This window comes from Shewanella sp. MF05913, from assembly GCF_059758095.1.
The window spans coordinates 1-637 of sequence record NZ_JCAYNT010000070.1; the positions used below are offsets into that span (position 1 = coordinate 1).

The 637-nt window shown below is 41.3% G+C and carries 1 protein-coding gene; it reads left to right on the plus strand.

Features of this window, described 5'->3' with window-relative positions; all coding sequences use genetic code 11:
- Positions 1 to 637: ISAs1 family transposase (locus tag AC19MV_RS23035; RefSeq protein ID WP_498310044.1), on the plus strand; the 637-nt coding region annotated here is incomplete at both ends.

Below are 637 nucleotides of genomic sequence, written 5' to 3' on the forward strand. Positions count from 1 at the left end.
CTTCTATTGCGATTGATGGGAAAGTGCTTAAAGGTGCCAAAGCATCAGCCTCAAGCGCTGCATTACATATGGTCACTGCATATGATACCGGCTCTGGTTTAGTCTTCAGCGCTAAATCAGGTGCAAGCAAAAAGAGTGAACTCAAACTCGTTCAAGAATTACTGACGTGTCTTGATTTGAAGTCTGAGTTACTGACATTTGATGCGCTGCATTGCCAGACACAAACACTTGATTATATCGTCAAAGAAGGTGGGCATTGTATTTTGCAAGTCAAAGGTAATCAGCCCAAGCTGTACGAGGCAGTACAGGCACAATTTGCTGATTACATTACAAATACTCCAGATGCCGAATGCTTTACGCAAGACGATAAAGGCCATGGTCGAGTTGAAAAACGGATAACGTTTCAGTGTCTATTGAATTTACCCGCTGAGATAAAGATGAAATGGTCTCAATTAACAACATTAATCGCAGTAGAGCGTCATCGAAAAGTGGGTAACAAAACCAGTATAGGTATAGATACACACTTTTATGTCAGCAGTGCAGTATTGACATCAGAAGCCTTTGGTACAGCGATTAGGGCTCACTGGCAAACGGAAAATAATCAGCATTGGCTTTTAGATACACTATTTCAAGAAGA